This is a genomic window from Paenibacillus algorifonticola (genome assembly GCF_050481745.1).
Lineage (GTDB): Bacteria > Bacillota > Bacilli > Paenibacillales > Paenibacillaceae > Pristimantibacillus > Pristimantibacillus algorifonticola_A.
Map to the genome: position 1 here is coordinate 843,294 of NZ_JBCNGR010000008.1, position 17,087 is coordinate 860,380.

Sequence of the window (17,087 nt, forward strand, 5' to 3'; positions counted from 1 at the left end):
ATTGTTTCGTTACATATAAAGGAGATTACTTGTGTGCTCAGACTAAGAACCATTTTTCTAAAAATGACTCCGCCGCAAATTCTTACGCTCGGCTTTCTTGCGATTATTGCGGCAGGTACCCTATTGCTTTCTCTGCCTCTGGCTTCGTCAACTCATCAGGCGACGCCGCTTATTGATGCTCTGTTCACTGCCACATCCGCTGTTTGCGTAACGGGACTTGTGGTCGTCGATACCGGCATCCACTATTCCACCTTCGGGGAGCTCGTTATCCTCCTGCTGATGCAGATCGGCGGGCTTGGCTTTATGACGATGTCTACGCTATTCGCCCTTGCCCTGCGCAAACGGATATCGCTGCGCGAGCGGCTGCTGCTGCAGGAATCAATGAATCAATCCTCTCTGGAAGGAATCGTCCGCTTCATTCGGCGCGTGCTCATTTATGCTTTTGCCATAGAAGGCATAGGCGCTCTTGTTCTGGCACTGCGCTGGTCAACGGAAATGCCTTTCAGCAAGGCGTTATACTACGGTATTTTCCATAGCGTGTCGATGTTCACCAACGCCGGATTTGATATTATGGGACCAATGAACGGCCCGTTCAGCAGCTTTGTCAATCATGTCAATGATCCGATCATTAATGTGATCGTCATTGCGCTCATTTTTCTCGGCGGGATCGGCTTTATCGTTCTGGCGGAAATGTGGGATTACCCAAAAACGCGCAAGCTGTCCTTTCACTCCAAGGTTGTGCTGTATGCGACAGCCATTTTGTTTGTTGCAGGTGCAGCCGTTATTTTTATTTTTGAGTTTACGAATACCAAAACACTAGAACCGCTTAGCATAAGCGGCAAGCTGTACAGCTCATTGTTCCAGAGTATATCGCCACGTTCGGGCGGCGCCAATACGCTGGATATTGCTTCGCTGCGGCATGCGACGCAGTTTCTCATTATATTGCTCATGTTCATCGGTGCGTCGCCAGGCTCTGCGGGCGGCGGCATTAAGGTGACGACGTTTGCGATTCTCATTGGAGCGGTGTTAGCGATGATTCGCGGCCGCGAGGATGTCGTCTTTTTCCGCAGAAGGCTGGCGAAGGACCGGGTGTACAAAGCGCTGACGATTACAATTGCCTCGCTTGCGGCGATTATTTTATTTACGATGATTTTATCTACAACCGAGGATGTCGATTTCCTCGTTCTGCTGTTTGAAGTAACGTCCGCTTTCGGTACAACCGGATTGTCGCTTGGCTTAACGCCGCATTTGACGGTGATCGGCAAGGTACTGATTATTATTATGATGTTCGCTGGGCGGCTCGGCCCACTGACGCTGGCGTTCACACTCGTTCCTGTGCAGGAGAAGAAGGAGCTGTACCGCTACCCGGAAGGCAAAATTATGATCGGATAACATGCGGCGAGGAAAAATCATTTTATAAGGAAAGGGCAGTTTATGAAAAAAAGGCTCGTTTCGAAAAAAATAAAACCGCTTTTGCTTTGCGTCTTAGCAGTTGTGGCAACGGTGCTCTGCTGGTTTTCCTATGAAATTTGGTCGTTCAGCATAAAGGATGAAGCGAGGCCAGCTGATGCGATCCTTGTGCTGGGCACGGCGGTCTGGGGCGATCAGCCATCCCCTGTGCTGCGGGAACGCCTGAATCATGCTATAAAGCTGTACGAGCAAGGCTACGCGAAATATATTATTTTCACCGGAGGACGTGGGTCTTCGAATGAGCTTGCAGAGTCGGAAGTATCACGGAGCTATGCGATTGAAAAAGGCGTGCAGCCTGAGCATATTTTGATCGAAGAACAATCTCTTATTACAGAGGAAAATTTTGAATATTCGCTAGTCGTTGCGAAGCCATATGAGCTACGAACCTTCATAATTGTCAGCGATCCGCTTCATATGAAGCGTGCACTCATGATGGCCAGCGAGCTGGAAATGACGGCATACTCTTCGCCAACTACGACCTCCGCATACAGCAGCATGCGCACGAAACTGCCCTTTTTCTTCCGCGAGCTGTTTTATTATACAGGCTACCGCATTATATATGCTCTGAGCTAGCTGAATGCGTTCAGCCCTCAGAGTTTATCCTGTTTCTCAAAGCCTGATGAAAGCTGTAGTAACAACAGAATAGCAAATAGAAATTTGGCGGACCCAGCAGCAGCTATTGGTTGCAAATAAACGGGAATGAGCAGGTTCACGGACTCAGAAGCCGCTAATCATCCCCTCCAGGGGGAGCATCCTCCTTATTGTGCATACGCCCCTTGCGCTCAGCACCGCTCTGAGGTTGCTGATTTCTAAACCTGTTGGCAGGCTATGCAGCATATTGCCTATGCCTTACTAGCCGCTAACTGCCATGCGCAAGTCATCCTAGCCAGCTACATAATTATTGACCGGTTGTCCCATTGTCATCACTAGGCGACAATCGGATATGAAACATGCGGTCATAAGGCGTCAGCACGTTCACGACCAGCGTCTGGCAATCAACCGGGAATGCTGCGCCGCGAATGGATTTAGCCCAATGCTCATGTGCACCGCCGTCCATTTCAATCCAATCTTCGCCCGCCGTAAATTTTACGGTGCCTGCTTTCCAAAATTGCGTGCCCGTTTCGGCAGGGACCCGTTCGCCGCCAGCCAATTGCCCTTCCTTTCCGAATATGAAGGATATTTGGGTCAAAAGCACATCCGGCTTATCGCATTGAACGCGAATTTGCCAGCCTTCAGGCGTTTCAATGAGCTCAATTCGTACATCGTGCTGCTGAAGATGTGTTACTTCACGCAATTGATGCGGCAGCAAATACCATGGACTGACAGCGTTGCTCGCTATTTCAGGCAATTGATTCGTCGGGATCGGTCCATAGTAGCCCTTAGATTCCGTCCCAGTCAGAATGAAGCCCGATTCCAGCTGCTCCATATCGTTCATTTTGATAAAGCCCGGCTCGAACGAGCTGCTGACCTGCACACCAAGCAGCCGCGCCGCTCCATGCCGAAGGGCGAAAAACGAATTCGTCTCTACCATGACCGTAACACTCGTCCGACCTTCCCGCTGCCGGGCAACCGGTGCGCCGAATTCGGGATGCAGACGGCTGTGATAGATTTTTCCGCCATGACCCGCAGCTGCCATCTGCTTTAAATAATGCTGCCGATTAAATTTCCCGTTGATGACAACCCGATAATGATCCGGCAGACTGCCGCTTTCCACACCAGGCTCTCTCAGTTCCGGATGAAGCAAATACCCCAGCAAAACATTGTTCGAGATCGCTCCCGGATGGTTCAGTGCCTCGATTCCGAGCTCTGTCAGGGCAGCGAATAGAGGATTCTGGTCGCGGTGAGCCATAAGGCTCGATACGAGTGCATAGCTGGACATATCGAATAATTGTCCAAAATCCTGGCGTCCAGAATAATCCGTAACAACTTCTCCGTCAGGGTGGATGAGATAAGCCATCATCCGCAAATTGCGGCGAACCGGTTCGAGAAGCTCGGGCCTGTCAAGCAGCTCAGCTGCATGGAACAGCATCACGTCGCTTACGCCGTTATAGATGCCATTGCTGCGCTCCGTCCATTCTCCATCTTCCGTGCAATCCATACCCTCAGCCAGCCATTGATCAGCGCGAGCAATTAGCTCCGCCTGTCCAGTCAATCGGTGCAAAAAGCCAAGTGCAGCGGTCAGTACCCACCGATGGTTCGGCGTATGGCAGCCGCCGGTCAGCAGTGCTGGCGCGGAACGCTCTAGAAATTGTTTAATGTCCGCTCTAGCCTGTCCCAGCGCAGCCCATTCGTGGTTCATCAGCAGTTCAAGCAGCTGCGCAAGTCCAACGACGGCGAAGGCAGTATCCGGCGGGGAATGCATATTGGTCCAGCCGGGCGATATCGTGCCGTCCTCATGCTGTTCACGGACAATAAAGGCTGCCGCCAGCTCCAGACGCTTTAGCAATTGTTCGTCATGGTAGTAGTTGGAACTTACATCAACAAGCGAGCATGCCCATATCGCCATTATCGTTGGCGTTCCCATGTGAGTCGGCCAAGCGACCCCATTTTCCGGATCGGCAATACCGCCATAGAAGCGGCTGCCGCTGTCCATTATTTGATTATCGATTCCTTGCGTGACCCAGCCATCGTTGACGGCAACCAGCTTCTCATACATATATATCTTCCTTTCTCTTACTCCTTTGATCCGCTAAGTGAACGCCTAATAACAGCCAGCTCCGCCCCTTGGGGCATAGGACGCCAGATACTTCATATCCATCATCCTACACCTTGCGCTCAGACAACTTGGCGAGCAGCAGCTCGTGGCTCTGTTCGATTTCCTCCGGTGTACATGCTGCTTTTAACTCATATACCTTCACAGGGGCTGCCTCGATAATAGGGAGGAATCGGTCGAAATAGTTCATATCGCCACTGTGTACATACGGACACCAGTGATCCGACAACCCTACCGTCTCGTGAATATGAATGCCGACCACATTATCCTTAATGGCTTCCATATCCCGCGCATTATCGTACAAGCCCATACGCTCCATCATCATGCCATGGCCAAAATCATACCACAAGCCGACCGGGGCGCCCTTCAGCCGATCAAACACCGATTTCGCCTCGCGCAGCGTCGGCATCTGATAACAGCGAGAACGCGTCTCGATGCCAATCGATACGTCCCAGCCTTTAGCCGCGATCTGATCGCAAATATCTTCCAGACTATCGCCAATACGCTGCAGGTAAAGCTCCGACAGCGATTCCCTGCGCTCCAGCATCTCATTCCACAGCTTTAAGTAAGCCGTGGATTCTGGTCCTTGGTCATTGTAAATTTTTTTGAGCTCGTTATCGATGTTGTAGTCAAACGGCACCTCTCCCGGATGCACAACAACCGCCTTCGCCCCATAGCGATTCGCATATTCCGCCGAACGGATCAGCAGCTCGATAGCGCGCTTCCGTTTGTCCTCATCCTCAAAGCCGAGCAATACAGAATCGGTACCATAATCGGGGTCCGCATCATGCGGAAACGTATTGTGGACACTCGATACTCCGATTTCTCCCCGTTCAATCATAGGCTCGATCGTCGACAGCAGCTCTTGTGTGACGTTATAATTCAGCTCCACGTAGCGAAAGCCGAGTTCCCGAATTTCATCGATCATGCTGCTGCCGACATCATGACGTTTAATATTCCAGCATGTCGAGAACGAATATTGTCCCTTATCCTTTCCCATAAGCTCCTCCTGAAATATAGATTCGGTTAACCTTTGACCGCCCCAAGCATAACGCCGCTAACGAAGTAGCGCTGCAGCCACGGATAAACGATCATAATTGGCACAGTTGCGAAAATAACGCTCGCCGCCTTCAAGCTTTCCGGCTGCAGCTTCGCTTGTCCGGTTGCGCCCTCCATGACGAGCAGCTCGCTGACCATGTTGTTTTGAACCAGCTGATAGAGCTTTAATTGCAGCGGATACATCTCCGGGCTCGTAATATACATAAGCGTATCCGTAAAACCGTTCCAGCGCCCTACTGCATAAAATAAGCTTAGTGTAGCAATAACAGGCAGCGAAAGAGGCACGATAATGCTAACTAAAGTACGCAGATATGAGCTTCCGTCAATTTCCGCTGACTCCTCCAGCGAATCGGGAATATTTTGAAAAAACGTAATCAAAATTATCATATAAAACGGACTAATAAGACCTGGAAGCATCAGCGCCCACATTGAGTCAAGCAAGCCTAAATTGCGAACGAGCATATACTCTGGAATAAGCCCGCCGCTGAAAAACATCGTAATGATAATAATGAACATGACCAGCTTGCGGCCCTTTAATTTCGTTTTGGCAAGCGGATAGGCCGCCGCAATCGTCATTACCATGCACATGATTGTAAATAATACCGTCAGTATAACGGTAAAACCGAGTGAACGAATCATCGATTGATCTGAAAACACCTTGCTGTAGGCATCCCAGTTCATTTCGACAGGAAGAAGGCTGACCTCACCTGACATGATGGAACGCGTCGAGCTTAACGAGATGGCGATTATATGAAGAAACGGAGCCAAGCATAGCAGCACGAATAATAAAATAGCGATCGTATTGACAATATCAAAGGATCGGCTGGCTTGTTGATCTTTCATGTCATATCGCTCCTTTCCAATCTGAATCAAAATAAAAGTTTATAAGCTCTTGTATTTTAAATAATGCTTTGGTCTGCCAGTTTTTTGGATAAGTAGTTGGCGCCTAAAACAAACACAAGTCCGACAACTGCCTGGAACAAGCCGACGACCGTAGCAAGCGTATATTGTCCAGATTCAATGCCGATACGGTAAACGAAGGTGCTGAGCACGTCCGAATAATCCCGTACAGCGGTATTACCAATAATATAAGGACGTTCAAATCCGATGGCGATCATATTGCCCACGTTAATAATGAGGAGGGTAACGATCGTCGGCTTTAAGGATGGCAGCGTAATGCTCCAAATTTTTCTCAATCTGCCCGCTCCATCGACGTCAGCTGCCTCGAACATCTCCCTGTTGATACCTGTCAGAGCCGCCAAATAAATGATCGTCCCCCAACCCGCGCTTTGCCAAACCCCAACGATCAAATAAGTAATCAGCCAATCGTTTTTGTCCGTTAGAAAAGGAATCGCTTCAAAGCCTAGCGAAGTTATGAAATTGTTAACCATACCGGATTGAGTACCAAACACTTGGTAGACGATCCCGCCGATAATAACCCACGAAATGAAATGCGGAATGTACAAAATCGTTTGTGAAATCTTTTTGAACCAAACCGTTTTGAGCTCATACAGCATAATTGCGAGAAACAATGGAGCTGGGAATGAGACAAGCAGGTCCAAGAAATTAAGCATAAGCGTATTGCGCAGCGTCTTGTAAAAGTCCGCCATTGCGAATACTTCCTTGAACGCATCAAACCCTATCCATTCAGAACCATTAATGCCTTGGAAAAAGTTGAAATCCTTAAATGCAATAATGATGCCATACATCGGTCCGTATTTAAAAACTAAGAAATAAGCAACCGGTAAAATAAGCAGCATATATAATTGCCAGTATCTGCGTAAATACACGCGCGTGTTCAATATAACCCACTCCTATCTGCTTACGATTAAACTCGGAGACGGGAATTTAGCATTCATCGTCCCCGAGCTGCTTAATGCAGGCGTTCTATTTATTTCATAGCCTCATAAGCTTTCGTGCGTTCATCCAAAATCGCTTGACCGCCGGCTGCCATATAATCTTTCATAATCGATTCAAATGTGCTTTCGAATTGCTCCGGCTTCACCATCGTTGTTTTTACGACAATTTCATTGAACTTGTCACGCAGCGCCGCACCATATTTGGCTTGGGCTTCAATCGGATGGTCGAACAAGACAGGCTTAATTGTATCGGATCTAGAAATCGTCAGTGCTTTGCGAGTTTCTTCCTGGAATTTCTCAGGCATGCCTTGAACATAGGCTTCAACGTTGCGCTCTGAATCTCCCAGCTGCTTTCCGTTGGAGATAATGGCCATGTCACCGCCATTGTATACGCGGTTTTTCACATCTGTAGCAGCCCCTTCATTTAATACCGGGATACCATCCTTGAGCGTGTAGTTTTCGCCTGCTACGCCGTTTTGAATGGTAAGCAGATTATCTCCCGAAGCCATCCAATCCAAGTACTTGATTGCTTCTACCGCGTTTTTGCTGCTTTTCGGAATCATGAGATACATCCCAACTGGCGCATATTCCGGCTTCGGATGCTTGCCCTCAGAATTGGTATACACATCAACGGAGGACAGCTTCGCGTCTGGAACGTTCGTTTGCAGCGTCGAGTACAAGCCATCTGGGTAGAATGGGTTCATATCATCTTCGCTGAAGAATCCAACCAAGCCCTTAGACGCATCCTCGTTCAACTTCTTCTTATCTTCATCAAGGCTAAAGTCTTTGCTCATTAGTCCTTCGTTATAGAGCTTGTTCATGAATTTCAAGCCGTCTTTGAAGCCAGGAAGCAGGATCGGAAAGTCATTAGAACCGAGCTGCTGGATTTGTGTGTAACGCTGTTCTTCAGTGACAGGTTGAATGAAGGACCACAGGAGCGGTTCATATTGTGCAGATGCCAGCGCCATTCCGAGCGGAATGACTTTGCCACCCGTCTGACCCGGATCTTTTTCTTTAAACGCTTTCAAAGTCGTGTAAAGCTCATCTGTCGTTTGCGGTACAGGCAGGCCTAGCTTGTCGAGCCAGTCTTGACGAACAAAAGATGAATATTTCCCCAAATGTGAGCGTTTCGCTGGCAATGCAAATTGCTGACCTTTATAATTTCCGTAAGCCAATGTTTCGTCACCAAGGAATTTTTTGAGGTTTGGACCGTGCTGATCGAGCAGTTCGCCAAGGTCTGTCAAACCGCCTTGCTGAGCGTAACGGTAAAAAGTACCCGAATCATATGTGAATACGATATCCGGAACATCGCTTCCGCTCGCCATTAGAACGTTAAGCTTCTGAATTTCCTCCGAACGTGGAATCGGAACAAATTGAACATCAATGTTATTTGGCGTGCCGAAGTTGTCCTGCACGTAATTCGTTAAATAGTTATTTGTAATAGTCAAACCAGAAGGAGTATTGCCCCGATCGAATACTTCCACCTTTAGTGTAACTTTCTTGCCGGAGGTCGCTTCGCCCCCCGCTGTTTTGTTACCCGTTTCATTGTTGCTACCGCATGCACCAAGAATCATCGTACCTGCAAGCGTAAGTGCTAGCAAAACGCTGGCTTTCTTTTTCCCCTTCACAACTCTCATCATTTGATTCAACCCCTCTTTCTTTTCCTTTATTTTGCTACCTGCACTCGATTTTTAACCGAGAGAATGAAGCACATTTGAACGCGCTTTCAATCGTCGTTTCCAAACCGTGTTTAGGAAGTGGCCTCAGTATGACACGGCTTGCAGCCCTCTTGCAATAAACCAGTTTCGGAGCGGCAAACCGTTCCGCTAAACCCTTGCCCCGCAAGGCTTTTGAGGATTAGAACAGATCATTTTCCCGTCATAAACTGTTTTCCACAAACGACGAAAAAGCCCGCCATAAAGCCGTTTCTGACGATAAACTATATTCCGGTAGACAAATAAAGCGGCAGTCCGAACATAACTCCTTGTTCGGACTGCCGCTTTAACAAGCAACGATTCAATTCGTATAAACATGTGTCTGATAGAACAATAACCCTATTGCTTCGAACACCCTAATTCAAAACAGAAGGGCGCATTTTGAGCTTTCGGAATTCACCCGGGGTCACACCGGTTATCCGTTTGAACACCCGTCCGAAGGTAATCGAATTGGCGTAGCCAACCTGAAGAGCAATACCTTGAACGGTCTCATCCGTATTTGCCAGCAGACGCTCGGCCTGCTGAATTCGAAGCTGCACAAGAAAATCGACAAACTTCATATCGTACTCCAGCTTGAACAGATAACTGGCATACTTTCCTGATATTTGGAAGCGGTCGCTCAAATGATTGAGAGAGAGGTCTGGATCGGCAAAGTTTTCCTGAATGTAGGCTTTCATATCCGTTATCATCGTTTTGTAGCTTTTCGTCTCGCTCATCGCCACATAGGCATCGAATAGATCAGCCAAATATTCTAGCAGCTGTTCCTTCATTTCTGCCAAAGTCGAGGCTGTCTTTAGCTTGGCAAGCAGTACAGATGAGCGATCGCCTTCCAGAAATTCATTCAGTGATTCCGACAAATCCTTCAGCTCACGGCTAAGCATTTGCATAAATATTTGCATGAGCGAATGAATATCTTCATCCTTGAGCGTATCCGTGTAGAGGCGCTTGAATAATTGCTCAAACGTATTGCGCCAGCTTTCATTCGTCTGCCTAAATTCCTGCACACAATCGGTACACATTTGGATGTAATGAAACGTACCGTACTGTTTGCCCTGCGGAATATCACCGCTGAACGTTACCGCCTCGCGTCCGATGCAGAGCTGGTATTCCATACCGGAAAGGGCATCACGGTAAGATTGTCCAATCTGGCTCCATTCATTTACGATCGTACCAATCCCAATCGATAGCATAAAACGCAAATGCTCCCCTACCCATTGCTGTGCAACGATTGCAGAAGTTCGAAGCTGATCCAGCATAGGGGAATCGTCATCCGAAACGGCAAACATAAAGGCGATGATATCCGGCGCCAGCCATTCTCCCCAGCCCTGCAAGCCTTCGTTGTGGGCCAACTCTTGCATGACATTGCCGAGCGCAAATTTCAGAACATTTTGCTCGTTAAGCGTGTTTTCAGACTGGAAATCATCATAACGGTTTAGCTTCACAACCATTACGGCATACCTTCCGGCGCTCGGCAGCAAATCCAGCTTTCGCATCCGCTCATTAGATAGCCCATTTTGCTCCCCGCTAATAAGCTCATTAAAAAGCTGCCTGCGCTGAAGCATCATGCTTTCACGCTGCTTCTGTTCGTGATCCAACGACTGCACGATTAAATTTTCTAGCGCACGGTCAATCATCGTCAGATCATCTGTCAAAACCGCTCCCCCGTCGCCGCTCCGCAATTGCAGTGCCTGTATTCGATTCATCATTAACCGGATCGGCTTGTAGTTTCGGCGGGTTACCCAAATGATATAAATAATTGCCGCCACGAATGTCAGAATAGCCATAATGACCCATGCATAGGATACGACCGATACCCAGCCGAGCAAATGTCCGTCCTGAATCCCACTCTCGAAAGTCCAGCCAAGGGAATCCGAAGTGACTGTCGTCAGAACGCTGCCACCTCCTGATTCATCTGAGCCATTGTTGACGGGATAAATAAGCTTATTAGCTTCATCGGTAATTCGCATGAATGATACCTGGTGACTTGTCATACTGCCGATCATTTGTTCAACTGCATACAAATCGACATTAATGACCAGTATGCCTTCTTTTCCGAACGGGAACGGCGTCCGCTTATGCATCGTAATGACCCTGACGGGCTTAAGTCGGTCGTATTCCCGATACTCCCGGCTTGCCGACCATCCTTGGTAATCAAGATTTTTTTTCGCTTGCTGAATAAAATCACGGTCGCCAAAATCCGGCAGCTCGGTCTGCCCGCTCGCTGTCAGCACCATATCGTCGGATTCCCTATAAAGATAGGCTGATTCGATAAAGTCGTTTTCCTCTACAAGCGAACGCAAACTATGAACGACGCTGTATCTGTCGCTCGTTTCGGAGGAACCGTTTAAAAATGTAGTGTAGCTTTTATTTTTGACGGCTTCGTTCATCGCGTTAAACTCTGCTCCACGTATAGCGCGTTCGACGCTATCCACCACATAGCCGGTGGTGATGTTGTCTGCCTTAGCAGTCTCGGACCGTGATATCTCATTAAGTGCAATGAACGATAAAAAAATAATCATTGACACGGTAAGCACCAAAATTGGAAAATAAGACACAAGCAACCGGAAGTACCAGTTGTTTAGCTTAAGCATGTTAAACCCCCTGCAATAACATTTATTTTTGTAAGCGTTACCATTTTGACGCAATTAGAACAAGTTAAGCGGTATACTTTGTTAGTCTATTGTAGCACAGCCCCTCTAGAATCGAAACACTTCATGACAGCCAAAATAGTGGTTATCAATATTTCAACACCGTTCCTATTTAGCTGCGGTTCACTCATTTTATTATTCCTTCCAAGTATTAAAAATATAAAAGCACAGGCCGGCTGCCTGTGCTATCAGCATATCGTTAAGTAATATTGTGCAAAGCTAGAACAGCAGCCTGTTTGTCGCGTAAAAACAATACCTGCTTGCCGTTATTGCATTCATAAATAAAGTCTTTTAAGCTCTTGCTGTCATAGGTATCAAAATCGCCAACGATGGCCAGCTTCACCTTATAATTTACATATTTCTGCAATATCTCGCCTGCAAGCCTGGTTTTAAGCTCAAAGAAATCTTCCGTTATGTTGGCTTTATACAGCATAATTTTATGGCATTCGTGATGGTAATTAACAGACGCCATTACATCAAGCGCATCTTGAACATCGCGAATAAGCAGATCCGGGCTTTCTATAACCGCAACTTTGGAACTGCCTTGTTGATCGATGGTTATGTTCATTTTTCACTCGCCTCCCATAAGTAGTGTAACACCACATTCCATCCGAAAAAAGATAAACCTATAAGCTTGACCTTTACACTCCTATTGCTGGCTTTTGGCATCGTTTGTTTTCTTGTATAATGATAATCAACCGGATGACTGAGAAAACATTCTTTTACAGAGGGAGGATATATATGCTCAACTCATCGCCATCCATAGATCGAAGAGTCCACAAATCGAAAGCAGCACTAAAGCAGGCCCTGCTCGAAAACATGCTGTTTAAATCGTTTGATGATATTTCCATCACAGATATTGTGAAAACTGCCGATTTGAATCGCGGCACCTTTTATAAACATTATGCGATTAAAGAAGAGCTGCTTGATGATATTTTGGCCGATGTGATGGCGGATTTAATCCAGTCCTACCGTACCCCCTACCTTCATTATCAAAATTTCAATATACAGAGCTTGAATGCTTCGGCGATTAAAATTTTTGATCATGTATTTGCTAATGCTACTGTTTATACATTAGTCGTGACAACGAGTATATTGGTGAATTTCCGCAACACCGTTTATGAAACGCTCAAACGGCTGTATTTGGACGATGTCACCGAAATATCTCCAAACCCGAAAATCGATAAAGAGCTGCTTGCCTGTTATCAAGCTAATGCTGTCTTCGGCCTCATTACCGAATGGGTGCAAAGCAATTTTAAATATAGCTCTTCCTATATGGCAGAGCAGTTGTTAGAATTTACGCGATTAAACCGCGCTGATGAAGTTTACCGTTCGAATCTTAGCCAAGCATGAAGCCTGCCTTATACACCTACACAATCACCGCGTTTCTGTACGTAGAGCTAGTATAAATCATACAAAAAAGGTACAACCTTCTCATTTTTCATGAGTGGTTGTACCTTTCCTAAACTAAAAAGGACTTTTTCAGTGGCTAAGCTATCCCCTGAAGCTCTTTCAGCCATCTGACTTATTAATTGCTGATCCAGCCGCCGTCGACAGGCAGCTCAACACCTGTTACGAATTTGGATTCGTCCGAAGCCAAATACAAGTAAGCATAGGCAATATCCAGGGATTCGCCGGCATGCGGATGCAATGGCGCCAGGCTTTTGTAATGCTCTCCCATTTCAACCTGCGATTTAATGCCCGCTTTCTCAACCATGCCCGTAAACACCGCTCCCGGATGAACGGAATTGACACGAATATTATCTTTGGCAAACCATTGTGCCGCATGCTTGGTAAGTGAGCGTACCGCACCTTTTGATGCGCTGTATGCCGCTCCCTGTGCATCCGCAATGCCGCCAATAATTGCTGCAATGGATGACGTATTCACAATTGAGCCTCGTCCATTTTTTTGCATATGCGGAATGACTGCCTTCATGCCAAGCCATACGCCTGAAGTGTTAATGGACATCACTTTATCCCAATCCGCCAGCTCCGCTTCCAAAATGCCCTTAGCGATATGAATGCCTGCATTGTTTACGAGAATATCGATTTTTCCGTATTTGGCAATCGTAGCTTCCACAACCGCATTCCATGATTCTGGACTGGAAACATCCAGCTTCAATGCAATGGCATCTCCACCATTTTCAACAATTTCGCTCACCTTAGTCTGCAGCACATCCTCGACTACATCCGTTACGACGACCTTTGCACCTTCTTTGGCAAATAATTGCGCTCCAGCAAGCCCCATGCCGCTGGCGGCCCCTGTAATAATGGCTATCTTACCTGTCAATCTACCCATTCTAATCATCCTTTCTATCTGACCACTCTAGTATAAGGAGGATTTAGAGCGTTCTCAATCGGCAAATGAAAGCGCTTTTGTACGTTTAGCAACGGTTTAAAATCGTTTTGTATACTATTATTTTTTAACGAACAAATGAGGGTCAAAGTGTTGATTTTCAAAAAATAGCTGCCTGATTTTTGTCAAAGCGAAGGCAACAAAAAAAGCGCCCGGATTTCCGGACGCCTCTTATTTATGGTTTACCCTATTCGATTGGTAGCCATTTAAACGGTATTTAGTCTCACAGGTTTCAGTAAGAAGCCTGCTTGACTGGGCCCTGTTCGCTGCCCAGATCAAGCGTCCGTGCAGTAGATGAATGAATTTCGTTTATAAGCTCTGGGTTATTCAATAGCTGCACGCCATATGAAGGAATCATTTCTTTAATTTTCGGTTCCCATTCCTTCATATGCTGCGGGAAGCATCTCCCCATCAGCTCAAGCATAACGGAAACAGCGGTTGAAGCACCCGGAGATGCGCCAAGCAAGGCAGCGATAGAGCCATCAGCAGCGTTAATGACTTCCGTACCAAATTGAAGCGTTCCTTTGCCAGCAGCAGTGTCTTTAATGACCTGCACACGCTGGCCAGCTATTACTAGCTCCCAATCCTCGCTTTTGGCATTCGGGACAAATTGGCGTAAAGCCTCCATGCGCTGTTCTTTCGATTGCATAACTTCCTTGATCAAATATTGGGTCAATGACATATTTTTCACGCCTGCCGCCATCATGGTGACCAAATTATCCGTTTTTACAGAAGCTAGCAAATCCATCATCGAGCCGTTTTTCAAAAACTTTGGCGAGAAGCCGGCAAACGGTCCAAAAAATAACGATTCCTTCTTATCGATAAATCTAGTATCAAGATGCGGAACCGACATCGGTGGAGCCCCAACTGGAGCTTGACCGTATACTTTTGCATGATGCTGCGCGACAATCTCTGGTTTTTTACACACCATAAATATGCCGCTTACCGGAAATCCTCCAATGCCTCTTCCTTCAGGAATACCGGATTTTTGCAGCAAATGCAGGCTGCCGCCCCCGCCGCCGATAAAGACAAATTTCGCAGTCCGGCGCTCAACAGAGCCATTATCTACATTGCGTACTTTCAATTCCCACGAGCCGTCGCTGGCACGTTTAATATCATCCACATTATGCTTGTATTTGATATCGACATTTTTACTCTTCAAGTGGGTAAACAACATGCGCGTTAAAGCGCCAAAGTTAACATCCGTACCCGATTCAATTCTTGTAGCCGCAATAGGCCCATTCAATGTCCGGTCCTTCATAATAAGCGGAATCCATTCCTGCAGCTTCCCTGGATCTTCGGAATATTCCATGCCTTGAAACAGAGGATTGTTAGACAACGCTTCAAAACGTTTCTTCAAAAACGTTACATCTTTATCCCCTAGTACTAAGCTCATATGAGGCAAAGGCGTAATGAAGTCCCGCGGATTTCGGATTAATTGGTTGTCCACAAGATAAGACCAGAATTGCTTGGAAACCTGATACTCCTCATTAACTTTTATCGCTTTGCTAATGTCTACGGAGCCGTCTGGTTTCTCCACGGTGTAGTTAAGCTCGCACAAGGAAGAATGCCCCGTTCCTGCATTGTTCCATTCGTTAGAGCTTTCTTCTCCTGCGCTTGCAAGGCGCTCAATTACTGTAATTTCCCAGTCCGGTACTAGTTCTTTCAGCAGTGACCCCAAAGTCGCACTCATGATACCGGCACCAATTAAGATAACGTCTGTTTTGGTTTGTCTGTTGCTCATTTCTACCGTCCTTACACACTAATATTTGAAGAAAAAATGTAGGTTCTCCAGTTGATCACAATTATTAAAGTATTAAGATATTTACTATTATAAAGCCTTTACATAGCATTCACAACAAAAGGTAACATGTAACTGAACGTTTGAACATTACTATTATCATATCACAAAAATCACTCACTGTTAGTACTGATTTTGAACATAGCTGTAACGTTGCAAAATACAACCGTTACAGCCCCTCTCCTGCCATTTCAGCCTTCTATAAACTGCAATGTTCGTCTGCATTGATAATCAGCGAGGCCTTTGGCAAATGATTGATCCGGAAATCCTCGATGAAGCAGCTTCAAGCCACCTGAGGTTAAAGCGATATGATGATGGAATTGATAAAATAACATTCGGTTATGGTCAAGAGTATCCTTTTTCAAATAGCGGTAAAAATCCCTGAAACGCAATTCTAAAAAGCTATGCTCATGTTCAATATCATAAAATCCAGCTCCTTCGATATCGATGAGATAGGGCTCTAATTGGTCAGTAACCAAGATATGATCGGGACCGAGCTCCCCATGTATAAATCCATAGCGATTTCTAGGCTCGATGCGGGATTCAAGCTCATGCAATTTTTCGAGCAGCCTGCTTTGGTTTACTCTGATGCTTTCAATATGATTGACCGCATAGGATAACTGCTCTTGCGCATTTTCCAATTGCAATAAATGACAGCTCCCCAGATGCTCTCCGACTTGACTAGGCTTTCCGTAGCTCTGTCTTTCGTTGGCGTGCATGCAAGTAAGCATATCTCCGATCCGCTCAAATAATTGGTCTTGAACTTTTGTATCGGAGTGTTGGAAATATTGTTCCGCCTTATGTCCGTTTACATACTCCACGAGGGCGTAATCAAATTGGTAGCGGCTTCTTTCCGTATTTAGATTATAAAGAGCAGGGGTCTGAATACCATGTTCTCTTAAAAATCGATTATTCATTTCAAATAAATGACCGCCATAGGATTGATCAGCTATAGAAGCGCTTGCTATTTCCTCTAGAAAAAAATTCATACTAAGATCCCATACATATAAGACGCAGGAAAAGTGATTAGTGCAGTCTATTTTGTAAACCACTTTTTGTGCACCACCATGCATTGTGGATACATTTGCAACTACATAATCGGTGCCAAAAACCGTCCCCACATACTCCTGTAAATCATCAAGCTTGAGATGGCAAAATAAAGCCACGGATCAACACTCCATTCTTCTTTTTTTGCCGGCACCTCAAATTTATTACAAATTTCACCAAAAGTATAGACTGTTTCTTTACGTTCTGTTATGATGTTGAATAAGTTCTCGAAAAAAATAGCCATACATAAATAAGTAACCGCCAATAACGGTCCCATAAGAGGAGCCGCCAAGGCGGTTACTTTTTTTAAATATAGGAAGGTATATGATTTCGCCATACTTTCTCTATATTTCTCGGACTGAAATGCCGCGCGCCGCCAGAGGGCGGCGAAAGCCGTTTCACCTTCACCCAAAATACAA

General features: G+C 46.2%; 14 protein-coding genes. 3 read left to right on the forward strand and 11 right to left on the reverse strand.

Features of this window, described 5'->3' with window-relative positions:
* Nucleotides 1-63: 63 nt before the first annotated feature.
* Entirely contained in the window at nt 64-1,392 is a 1,329-nt protein-coding gene (locus tag ABEW34_RS11280; RefSeq protein ID WP_430158597.1) for a TrkH family potassium uptake protein, read from the forward strand.
* A gap of 42 nt (nt 1,393-1,434) precedes the next feature.
* The gene (locus tag ABEW34_RS11285; protein ID WP_430158310.1) at nt 1,435-2,043 is read left to right on the forward strand and encodes a YdcF family protein; all 609 of its coding nucleotides are present in this window, start codon (nt 1,435-1,437) and stop codon (nt 2,041-2,043) included.
* Between the two features lie 325 nt (nt 2,044-2,368).
* On the opposite strand, the gene ABEW34_RS11290 is transcribed toward ABEW34_RS11285, so the two are convergent.
* The 7 genes from ABEW34_RS11290 to ABEW34_RS11320 form a co-directional block, all read right to left on the reverse strand.
* Nucleotides 2,369-4,126 carry a hypothetical protein gene (locus tag ABEW34_RS11290; protein ID WP_430158313.1) on the reverse strand — a complete coding sequence of 586 codons (1,758 nt, stop codon included), beginning with the start codon at nt 4,124-4,126 and terminating at the stop codon, nt 2,369-2,371.
* Nucleotides 4,127-4,232: 106 nt separating this feature from the next.
* Entirely contained in the window at nt 4,233-5,183 is a 951-nt protein-coding gene (locus ABEW34_RS11295; RefSeq protein ID WP_430158316.1) for a sugar phosphate isomerase/epimerase family protein, read from the reverse strand.
* A gap of 26 nt (nt 5,184-5,209) precedes the next feature.
* Complete coding sequence (locus ABEW34_RS11300) at nt 5,210-6,085, reverse strand: carbohydrate ABC transporter permease (protein ID WP_430158319.1); 876 nt, start codon at nt 6,083-6,085, stop codon at nt 5,210-5,212.
* A gap of 56 nt (nt 6,086-6,141) precedes the next feature.
* Entirely contained in the window at nt 6,142-7,002 is an 861-nt protein-coding gene (locus ABEW34_RS11305) for an ABC transporter permease (RefSeq protein ID WP_430158600.1), read from the reverse strand.
* A gap of 131 nt (nt 7,003-7,133) precedes the next feature.
* Complete coding sequence (locus ABEW34_RS11310) at nt 7,134-8,738, reverse strand: extracellular solute-binding protein (RefSeq protein ID WP_430158603.1); 1,605 nt, start codon at nt 8,736-8,738, stop codon at nt 7,134-7,136.
* 434 nt (nt 8,739-9,172) lie between these two features.
* Nucleotides 9,173-11,407 (reverse strand): helix-turn-helix domain-containing protein, encoded by a 2,235-nt coding sequence (locus ABEW34_RS11315; RefSeq protein ID WP_430158322.1) that lies wholly within the window; start codon nt 11,405-11,407, stop codon nt 9,173-9,175.
* A 256-nt stretch (nt 11,408-11,663) separates the two neighbouring features.
* A complete protein-coding gene (locus tag ABEW34_RS11320) occupies nt 11,664-12,032 on the reverse strand; it encodes a DUF4180 domain-containing protein (RefSeq protein ID WP_430158325.1) in 369 nt (122 codons plus the stop codon).
* Between the two features lie 173 nt (nt 12,033-12,205).
* Here ABEW34_RS11320 and ABEW34_RS11325 point away from each other — a divergent pair, with 173 nt between their 5' ends.
* Nucleotides 12,206-12,817 (forward strand): TetR/AcrR family transcriptional regulator C-terminal domain-containing protein, encoded by a 612-nt coding sequence (locus ABEW34_RS11325; RefSeq protein WP_430158328.1) that lies wholly within the window; start codon nt 12,206-12,208, stop codon nt 12,815-12,817.
* Nucleotides 12,818-12,992: 175 nt separating this feature from the next.
* Here the strand turns inward: ABEW34_RS11325 and ABEW34_RS11330 are convergent, their stop codons facing one another.
* The 4 genes from ABEW34_RS11330 to ABEW34_RS11345 all read right to left on the reverse strand — a co-directional run bounded on the left by ABEW34_RS11330 (nt 12,993) and on the right by ABEW34_RS11345 (nt 17,080).
* Entirely contained in the window at nt 12,993-13,763 is a 771-nt protein-coding gene (locus ABEW34_RS11330) for an SDR family NAD(P)-dependent oxidoreductase (protein ID WP_430158331.1), read from the reverse strand.
* A 289-nt stretch (nt 13,764-14,052) separates the two neighbouring features.
* Nucleotides 14,053-15,564, reverse strand: a complete 1,512-nt coding sequence (locus tag ABEW34_RS11335) for a malate:quinone oxidoreductase (protein WP_430158334.1) — start codon at nt 15,562-15,564, stop codon at nt 14,053-14,055.
* A 248-nt stretch (nt 15,565-15,812) separates the two neighbouring features.
* Nucleotides 15,813-16,742, reverse strand: coding sequence for a phosphotransferase family protein (locus ABEW34_RS11340; RefSeq protein ID WP_430158605.1), 930 nt, complete (start codon nt 16,740-16,742; stop codon nt 15,813-15,815).
* Nucleotides 16,712-17,080 (reverse strand): hypothetical protein, encoded by a 369-nt coding sequence (locus ABEW34_RS11345; protein WP_430158337.1) that lies wholly within the window; start codon nt 17,078-17,080, stop codon nt 16,712-16,714. Before ABEW34_RS11345 ends, ABEW34_RS11340 begins: the two co-directional genes overlap by 31 nt.
* Nucleotides 17,081-17,087: the final 7 nt, after the last annotated feature.

Bases quoted from the DNA above. Each gene is read 5' to 3' on its own strand.
- ABEW34_RS11280 (WP_430158597.1), top strand. From the start codon at position 64: ATGACTCCGCCGCAAATTCTTACGCTCGGCTTTCTTGCGATTATTGCG.
- ABEW34_RS11285 (WP_430158310.1), top strand. From the start codon at position 1,435: ATGAAAAAAAGGCTCGTTTCGAAAAAAATAAAACCGCTTTTGCTTTGC.
- ABEW34_RS11290 (WP_430158313.1), bottom strand. From the start codon at position 4,126: ATGTATGAGAAGCTGGTTGCCGTCAACGATGGCTGGGTCACGCAAGGA.
- ABEW34_RS11295 (WP_430158316.1), bottom strand. From the start codon at position 5,183: ATGGGAAAGGATAAGGGACAATATTCGTTCTCGACATGCTGGAATATT.
- ABEW34_RS11300 (WP_430158319.1), bottom strand. From the start codon at position 6,085: ATGAAAGATCAACAAGCCAGCCGATCCTTTGATATTGTCAATACGATC.
- ABEW34_RS11305 (WP_430158600.1), bottom strand. From the start codon at position 7,002: ATGCTGCTTATTTTACCGGTTGCTTATTTCTTAGTTTTTAAATACGGA.
- ABEW34_RS11310 (WP_430158603.1), bottom strand. From the start codon at position 8,738: ATGAGAGTTGTGAAGGGGAAAAAGAAAGCCAGCGTTTTGCTAGCACTT.
- ABEW34_RS11315 (WP_430158322.1), bottom strand. From the start codon at position 11,407: ATGCTTAAGCTAAACAACTGGTACTTCCGGTTGCTTGTGTCTTATTTT.
- ABEW34_RS11320 (WP_430158325.1), bottom strand. From the start codon at position 12,032: ATGAACATAACCATCGATCAACAAGGCAGTTCCAAAGTTGCGGTTATA.
- ABEW34_RS11325 (WP_430158328.1), top strand. From the start codon at position 12,206: ATGCTCAACTCATCGCCATCCATAGATCGAAGAGTCCACAAATCGAAA.
- ABEW34_RS11330 (WP_430158331.1), bottom strand. From the start codon at position 13,763: ATGGGTAGATTGACAGGTAAGATAGCCATTATTACAGGGGCCGCCAGC.
- ABEW34_RS11335 (WP_430158334.1), bottom strand. From the start codon at position 15,564: ATGAGCAACAGACAAACCAAAACAGACGTTATCTTAATTGGTGCCGGT.